Origin of the sequence: Microbulbifer jejuensis (genome assembly GCF_047289955.1) — a bacterium.
Classification (GTDB): domain Bacteria; phylum Pseudomonadota; class Gammaproteobacteria; order Pseudomonadales; family Cellvibrionaceae; genus Microbulbifer.
This window is the reverse complement of the sequence record NZ_JBLBUB010000032.1, coordinates 51,272-57,271: the sequence shown is the minus strand read 5'-3', so window position 1 is coordinate 57,271 and position 6,000 is coordinate 51,272. Positions and strand designations below refer to the sequence as shown.

Below are 6,000 nucleotides of genomic sequence, written 5' to 3'. Positions count from 1 at the left end.
AACTGTGAATGGCGCAGCGAACCATCGCCGCCATTAAAATAGATACCCTTGCTGGCACAATGCACTTCGGCGTATGCGATACTCGCCGTGGCCCCGGCAACAATTTCGATACCCGACCAGTCCTGCCGCTTGGTATTGATACCATCGCAAGCCGCTGTAGCGGATATGAATTTGACCGGATCGGCTGCCATCCCAGCCACCTGCAAGTGACCAGACACCGTCAGCTTGCGGTTTCCATCCGCAACAATGTTCACGCCCGGCTGAATCCACAGTGTGGTGTTCACGGCCACATTCAGGTTACCTGTCAGGGTATAAGGCGAACCATCCCCCTTTGTCCACACCAGCGTACCGGGGATCTCCCCCGCCCATTCTCGTGTAAGGGTATTGGTATAGGTAGTGGTGACACTATTGGAGGGGGGGCTTTGGCTGTTTTCCGTTTCAGAAAGCGCATAAATCACATTGGCGCCATCCTCCAACGGCACCCAGGCAGAGAAAACACCGCTGGCATCGACAGGGATCGTCCTGGTTACCCTGCCATTCACAAAAAAACTGACAACGGATCCCGGCTCTGCCGTGCCTGTCAAGGTAATCGGATTCTCTTCGGTATCGGCAACGGGTGCATCCAGTACCGGCGCAGAGTGATTGGCAGCAAGCGCCAGCTGCCCTCCTGCAACGTTTCTACCAGCGCTGAGCACATATTCAACGCTCAGCATTTCTGAAGCATTGCTCGTATCACTGTTGTGCATCGCACGAATCTGGTTTTCACCGGAGGTCAGGGCAATCACCAGTGCAAAGTCTCCTGTTGCATTGCTTGTGGTTTGGGTGACAAGCGAACCATTGATCTCGATAGCAACTGTGGCATTGGGCTGTTCCGCAAGCCCCGCAATATACAGCTGGGGGGTATAGACCCTTTCCGATACCGGATACAGCAGTACCTCCGCACGGCTGCTAAGCGGCAGTAACGCGAGGAGTCCCCAAAGCAACACGGGTAGGCAGGTGCTGAGGTACGAGCCCAAAACCCCAGCGTGAAAGTTCCGTTTAACCATTTTTACTCTACCCTGTAGCATGTCTTAAACCCTGTGATTCCGCCCTTTAACAATCAATCAGGACAGTTGAGCTTCCCAAAACCACTCCGATGAATTGCAGTGTTGGAGCGAATTTCCCCGGCAAACACACAGCCTCCAGTCAAGAGCGCCTGTGATCAAAATCGGGCTTTTTACCAGGCACTGCCTTTCTGGTTGAGTGTGAACAGCCCCCTGAACCTGGCCACACCAATAACCAGCAATGTGGCGAACATCGACACCAGGAAATACAACATTAATGACATCTGCGATTCCGTCCCAATGGCTGTAGCGTGCAGAAACACCAGTGGAAACACGATGATCCAGAGGTAGTGCCCAATCCGCCATCTCCCCCTGCCCGATGCCAGTTTCCACCCGGCAAAGAAGCCGACACACAACACCCCAAACGCGATCAATCCCAAACTCACCGATTGATTAAAATAGCCCTGGGTGAAATTCGGCAAAAACAGCCCCCAGGCGGGCTTGCCTGCCCGTACTGACGCTGCTGCAAAGAAAAGTGCGACGTGCAGAAAGGCGAGGGAGAAGGTCACAATGCCAAGTAACCGATGAGACCTGCTACTCCACGCTGCCCTGTAGGCCGGGCCGGCCAGCCGCTTGGTCAGTGCCAGCAAACACTGAAGCCAAAATACACAGATCGCCATCAATCCGGCCAGCTTGGAAAAAATATATAATTTCTGCCCCGGCGGTGAGTAACCAACAAAATAGTCCGCCGGATTGCCCACTGAGGTCCACCATGCAAACAGAGGGATTGCCATGGCGACGATGGCGATAAGTGCCAGGAAAATGCTTGTGACTGTGCTTTTCATTTGGCCCTGATCCCGAGCATACCCACTTTTCAAAAACGCGCTAAGTACCAAAACCGGAGCACTGGCCTTGGGAGATACAACGATCAAACTGCCGTAAAGCCTGTTCCTGGCTCAACGCCCGGGAACCCACTGTGGGCAGGCCCTGTGCAACCCAGCCTTTAATCCCATAGGGCTTTAAAATCACAGAGCGCTGAATGCCCGCCTGGGCCAGCGCTTTTGCCATTTCAAATCCCCTAAAATCCTTGACACAGTAACTGACAACATAATCCGCCGCCTGCAGCTGTGCTATGGCCTGATCATCAAGCTCGCGCAGGGGGATGTTGAGCGCATGTGGGATATGGGCCTCTGCAAATTCCGCAGCCTCCCGCACATCCACAAAGACAACGTTTTTCCCCCGCTGCATTTCACCGAGAAGCTCAGCAATCGGCATTTCTCGCACGGCAGCCGCGGCGGATACCAGGGTGGACTGGGCGTCTCTATCACAGGTCACCGTTAAGCCCCCCTGCTGTATCGGGGCCCCCGCGGCCTGACTCTGCGCCAAGGCAGAAGAGACTCGGTCAAAAAACGTGAGATAACACTCCGCAGGCACACGATCTCTGCCATATCGTTTCTGCAGGTCCCTGAATGCGGATTCCACAACCTGAGCTTCCCGGGTTTTATCCGCCCCCCAGAAATTGACTTCAATATCATGCACAATACCCACCAAATCCTGGACAACCGGGTTACCTATCCCGTAGGTATCCCGAGTTACCTCAAAAGCCGTACGATGCTCTATTCGGCGAAGTTCAGAGACGGGCGTATCAAATGCAATGCCGGCAGGTAAGCTTGCGCCCTGCTCTACAACCACCAAAGACCCATTGGTGTCCACATGCCGCGTAAGCAGCCAGGCCGTGGCCCACTTGTCGGGCCCCAGCCCGTATTCGGTGACAAAACGCTGGGGGTTATTTCGCTCCGACGGGGTACAGGCTGTTAAACACAGAAAAAACAGAGCTACAGATACACGAGAGATGCTAGCCAACTACAAACTCCTTTTGTGTTCTGGCAATTACCTATCGTAAAAAAGACGGTGATAGCGTTTCTATCACAGTCATTGAACTACAGCAATGCAAACGAGAAGTTTTTGAGACCTTGATCTTTACAGATTGTTGAAAATATCGAATAGTTCGAGAATATTTTATTAGACAATCTATAAAAAAAGAATTTTTGGTACAGCCAAATTTATTCAACTACACCATTTAGTCATCTCTTTTTTTAATCCACCCTACCGGGATAATTTAATTGCATTGTTCATACACGACGGGGCGAGATTAATCTGCAGGGTGATTTCTGAAACCGGTAGACGACAACCCAAAGCACAGTGACATCAGTTGTGACTGCCAGAGGCACGTAGTTTCCATCCTCGTTTGGCGGGATAATAAACTAAAAAAGTAAGTTTGATGCTGTATTTTCCTGAATGCTTATGTCAGTTTTCACTACATATAACAGAGCAATGCCAGGCGGACAATATGAAGCCGGTAATGACCAATGAAGCACCCTGCTCAGAACGAACAAGGTGCATTTTTTACCAAATACACTTCGATGAAACTTGTAAAGTAACCTACTGACTTACAACCGGAAGATCAATTTGCTATTTTCTGGCAACGGCTAATTACTGGCACAACTCGCGGTGGGAACGCCTACGATATCGAAGGCATTAACAACCACTGCCGCGTCATAGCCAAGGTCATTGGCTGCAAATAAAACACCACAGGCACCTTCAATAAAACTGGAATCTGTATTCCAGTACATCTGATTGGCTAACACAAAGAGATCAAAAGCATGCCGGGTATCCCAGCCACTGCTGTTCGCCATCAGGTAAAAAGCCCGATTAAACACCCCAGAACTGCCATGGGGGTCAAAGCCCTCCTGGTAATCGGAGGCATGGCCAATGGAGTAATCATCTAAGGTAGGATCTTGAAAATACCGTATTGCGTCTCTTCCCCAATATTCATTTCTGGTAATTTCTTGACCAACAAGCCAGTCATTACTGCCGTGCAGATAAAACTCGGCAGCTTCACCAGCGATATCTGAAAAAGATTCATTAATACCCCCCGGCTGATTCCAGATGCTTAGATGCGAGTTCTGTTCAGTGAATCCGTGCGCAACTTCATGGGCAATCACATCAAGGCTAACCAGCGGGTAGGTAACGAAGGCCCCGTCGCCAAAGTTCATCTGGGTACCATCCCAGTTAGCACCGACATAATCCTCACCATAATGCACCTGTAATCGCATTTTATGTGTCAGAGGGGCAATACCGTACCAATCAGTATACATATTGGATATGACATTCCCAAAAAAATGGGCATCATTTAATGGCGAGTAAGCGCCGTTAATCGCTTTGTAGGTATTATTCGGACAGGTAAACTGAAAAACCGTACCCCCCTCCCGCTTGTGCTCCATATTGACAGTTTCAACATTGGTGGTATCCATCCTGCAGTCATTGTCCACCTGGAGAGACGGAAAGTCGATGCCATAGAGATACTGTCCTGTTTTCTCATTCCCGCCTGGCCCAGTAGCCTCCAGATGGTTTATGCCTTCCCAGTGCTCTAAAACTTCACCACTAAGTGCGTCAATAAAGTAGAATGGTCGTGATATTTGATCGCCATACTCAACCCAGTTGACCAGATAAGAGAGACGCGCCCTGTTAAGATAGTCAATGTAAATATAGAGCTCCTGGCTCTGGTTCCGGGACAGCAGTTTGAGTGCTGAAACCGGGAGTGCGTTTGAAAGGGGATTTTGTTGCATACGCAGGTTAGTGGATCGAGTCATCGCCCGTTCCAGCGCTTGCTCTGGCTTGATCTCAGGCTGTACCTTGGGCAGCTCAAGATGTAATCCGGTTACGATATCACCGTACAGTTGCGCACCTGAGCCCTCTCCTGAACGAGTAACTGTTTGCCCCCAAATCGGGATTCCCCAATGGGTTTGCCGCAGCCGGGTAATGCGTTTGCCATTGGGAAGAACCCGCGAGCGCACAATATCAAATGTCATATCAGAAGCTATTCTTGCTGAGTCTTGCGCTTTGAGTATTTCCGGAGTTACCGGAACTCGACCTGCGGCTTGAGCGCCAGTGGCGATAATCAGGATACAAATAGCACCTAGTAACTGCATTCTCATTGTTTTATTCCTTATCCACAGATATCTGGCTGATCTTTTCAGGCGACAGGTAAAGACTCGATAATTGGAGAATATATTGTTAATCAACTCTGGTTTTGATTTCCAACACAAATAGCACGTCACACATCTGCACTTGCCAGACAATACAAACCAATCCAAAACCGAGACATTACATTTAAATATTCTTTATTGTATAGAATCAGGAAATATCTAGAACTTTAATTGGTATGAATTATCATTACCACCTATTTGAAGCACCCTTCCTTTTTTCAGCCTATTTTCAACGAATAGTCTGATTTCCTCTAGAGCTTGCCAACTAATAGCTATTCAGCAATGAAACTGTAAAATTGGGGTAAAGGGATCTTCCAGAATACAACATCAACCCGCCCCAAAAATTGGGGCGGAACAGAGGCTCAACCGTCAATATTAAATCTTATTTGATATTCCCCGGTAAAGACATTTTGCACCAGAACTTCAGAGCTGCACCGTGATGAGGGTTCAGCACCAATTGAAAATGTGTAGGCGGCTCCAAGCGTAATAACCGACCAGTTGAACCTGCAGGATTGATAGGTCAAAACACCCGCGTCAGCCAGACCATTTGAGATAGAGGTATGGAAAGTGGTACTATTCGCAAGTGCAGGACTTGGAAACAATGGGGTAACAATACCAGTGGTATTGGTTCCATCAATCAATGTTTTATCCGATGAGGTATTATTTTTCAGCTCGATACTTGTCAACAAAGTACCAGCCAGAGCCAACAACGGGTTGACAACCAAAAATACGACCGCTGTTATTACCAAACATTTACGCTTAACTGCCATCATAAATTCCCTTTTAAAAAAAGAAAACACACCATAGCAGGTACCTTCCAGAAAAATCCTTAAAGAACAATTCCTGCGTGATATTTTGCGTCAATTAATTTGTGATTTGTGACACAATTCCAACAAGTCATTTGGGAT

The 6,000-nt window shown here is 48.7% G+C and carries 5 protein-coding genes; all 5 read right to left on the bottom strand.

Annotated features, from left to right (window positions below):
* Positions 1–1,046 (bottom strand): hypothetical protein (locus tag ACL7TT_RS17820; RefSeq protein WP_413397434.1); only part of this gene is annotated, 1,046 nt, incomplete at its 3' end.
* Between the two features lie 170 nt (positions 1,047–1,216).
* Positions 1,217–1,888, bottom strand: coding sequence for a hypothetical protein (locus tag ACL7TT_RS17815; RefSeq protein WP_413397432.1), 672 nt, complete (start codon positions 1,886–1,888; stop codon positions 1,217–1,219).
* A 40-nt stretch (positions 1,889–1,928) separates the two neighbouring features.
* Entirely contained in the window at positions 1,929–2,906 is a 978-nt protein-coding gene (locus ACL7TT_RS17810) for a chromate resistance protein ChrB domain-containing protein (protein ID WP_413397430.1), read from the bottom strand.
* A 626-nt stretch (positions 2,907–3,532) separates the two neighbouring features.
* Positions 3,533–5,041 carry a M4 family metallopeptidase gene (locus ACL7TT_RS17805; protein ID WP_413397428.1) on the bottom strand — a complete coding sequence of 503 codons (1,509 nt, stop codon included), beginning with the start codon at positions 5,039–5,041 and terminating at the stop codon, positions 3,533–3,535.
* A 413-nt stretch (positions 5,042–5,454) separates the two neighbouring features.
* Positions 5,455–5,862, bottom strand: coding sequence for a hypothetical protein (locus ACL7TT_RS17800; protein WP_413397426.1), 408 nt, complete (start codon positions 5,860–5,862; stop codon positions 5,455–5,457).
* Positions 5,863–6,000 lie beyond the last annotated feature (138 nt).

Bases quoted from the DNA above. Each gene is read 5' to 3' on its own strand.
- ACL7TT_RS17800 (WP_413397426.1), bottom strand. From the start codon at position 5,862: ATGGCAGTTAAGCGTAAATGTTTGGTAATAACAGCGGTCGTATTTTTG.
- ACL7TT_RS17815 (WP_413397432.1), bottom strand. From the start codon at position 1,888: ATGAAAAGCACAGTCACAAGCATTTTCCTGGCACTTATCGCCATCGTC.
- ACL7TT_RS17805 (WP_413397428.1), bottom strand. From the start codon at position 5,041: ATGAGAATGCAGTTACTAGGTGCTATTTGTATCCTGATTATCGCCACT.